General features: G+C 70.2%; 2 protein-coding genes and 1 pseudogene. 1 reads left to right on the forward strand and 2 read right to left on the reverse strand.

Annotated features, from left to right (window positions below):
- Window positions 1-362: pseudogene (locus tag D7W79_RS41850) on the forward strand (hypothetical protein); the annotation flags it as partial.
- Between the two features lie 109 nt (window positions 363-471).
- Here the strand turns inward: D7W79_RS41850 and fdxA are convergent.
- Both fdxA and D7W79_RS41860 read right to left on the reverse strand, forming a co-directional pair.
- Window positions 472-807, reverse strand: coding sequence for a ferredoxin FdxA (fdxA, locus tag D7W79_RS41855; RefSeq protein WP_120530736.1), 336 nt, complete (start codon window positions 805-807; stop codon window positions 472-474).
- Window positions 808-918: 111 nt separating this feature from the next.
- Window positions 919-1,625 (reverse strand): aspartate-semialdehyde dehydrogenase (locus D7W79_RS41860; RefSeq protein ID WP_120530737.1); only part of this gene is annotated, 707 nt, incomplete at its 5' end.

The following is a 1,625-nucleotide window of genomic DNA, read 5'->3' on the forward strand; positions in this document are numbered from 1 at the left end:
CCCCCACGCGTGAAGACCGGTCCCCGGAGGTCCCGTCGCGCGCCGCCACCGTCGACGGCCTCCGCGCGGCGAGCGGATCCGCGGAAGGCACCGGAGCGGCCAGTCCTCCCGTCGCGCAGGTGGAGTCCACCCTGGCGCTCATCGAGAAGATCGAGGTCTTCGTGAAATCACAGCGGCCGGCGCTGGGCCTGAGCCTGCGCGGGCCGCTGGAGGCCACCGTGGAGGTGGAGCGAACGGGGCCCCGCGAGGTGGCGCTGCGCATCCAGGGCCGGCACGGGCCCGTCCCCACGGAGGACGTGGCGCGGCTGCGCGACGCGCTGGAGGCCCGGGGCCTGCGGCTCAGCGTCCTCCAGGCGGGGTGAACGTCCGGCGATGCCCCTTTCCTGTCAGCCGCCACGAACGACGAAGGCCCTCACGCCAGGGGGCGCGAAGGCCTTCACCACGACGGGCACGCCCGGACGCGGCCCGCGACTACTTCCCGGGCGCGGTGTTCAGCTCCGCGCGCTTGCCCTTCTTGTCCTTGTACTCCTCGGCCTCGGGCAGCGCGGCCTTCTTCTCCGCGATGTTGGGCCACTTGGCGGAGAAGTCCGTGTTGAGCTTCTTGTACTCCGACCACTCCGAGGGCAGCTCGGTCTCGGGGAAGATCGCCTTGGTCGGGCAGACGGGCTCGCAAGCGCCGCAGTCGATGCACTCGTCCGGGTGGATCACGAGGAAGTTCGCACCCTCGTAGAAGCAGTTGACCGGGCACACCTCGACACAGTCGGTGTACTTGCACTTGATGCAAGGCTCGGCGACGACGTAGGCCATGTTGATCTCTCCTCTGTGCGGTATTCCGCGCGTCCGTGGCCGCGCACAGTAGATGGTTGCGGCCAGGGTTGGCACCCAGAATCTAGGGCCCGCCCCGGCCTCGTTCCCCGGTCAGCCCAGCAAGCCCTGCGCCCGCAGCAACTCCGCGACGAGGATGGCGCCCTTGGCGGCCCCCATCTTGGTGTTGTGGGAGACGAGGACGTACTTGAAGCCGTTCTCCAGCACACCATCCTCGCGGATGCGGCCTACCGTGGTGGCCATGCCGCCGTGGGTGTCCCGGTCCATGCGGGGCTGGGGGCGGAACGGGTCGTCCAGCACTTCAATCCACCGGGGCGGAGCGGACGGCAGGTCCTTCGCCACCTGGGCACCCTGCCATTCACGCAGGGTCTGGGTGACCTCCGCCACGCTGGCCTTCTTCCCGAGCGACACGAAGACGGACTCGGTGTGGCCCTCCAGGACGGCGACCCGGGTGCAGGTGCAGGAGACGCGCACGTCGTGCGGGGTGAGCGCCGCGCCCGCGGGGTTGAGCGCCCCGAGGATCTTCTTCGTCTCCACCTCGACCTTGTGCTCCTCCTTGGGGATGTAGGGCACGACGTTGTCGAGGATGTCCAGGCCGATGACGCCGGGGGAGCGCCCCGCGCCGGACATGGCCTGGAGGCTGGTCATCAGCACGGCCTTCACGCCGAAGCGCTCCGCCAGGGGGGCCAGCGTCACGGCCAGGCCGGTGGTGGTGCAGTTGGGGATGGGGACGATGAAGCCCTTCCACCCGCGCTGCCGGCGCTGCTCGTTGATGAGCGGGGCGTGGGCGGCGTTGACGG

The organism is Corallococcus exercitus (assembly GCF_003611585.1).
GTDB classification, from domain to species: Bacteria; Myxococcota; Myxococcia; order Myxococcales; family Myxococcaceae; genus Corallococcus; species Corallococcus exercitus.

Bases quoted from the DNA above. Each gene is read 5' to 3' on its own strand.
- fdxA (WP_120530736.1), bottom strand. From the start codon at position 807: ATGGCCTACGTCGTCGCCGAGCCTTGCATCAAGTGCAAGTACACCGAC.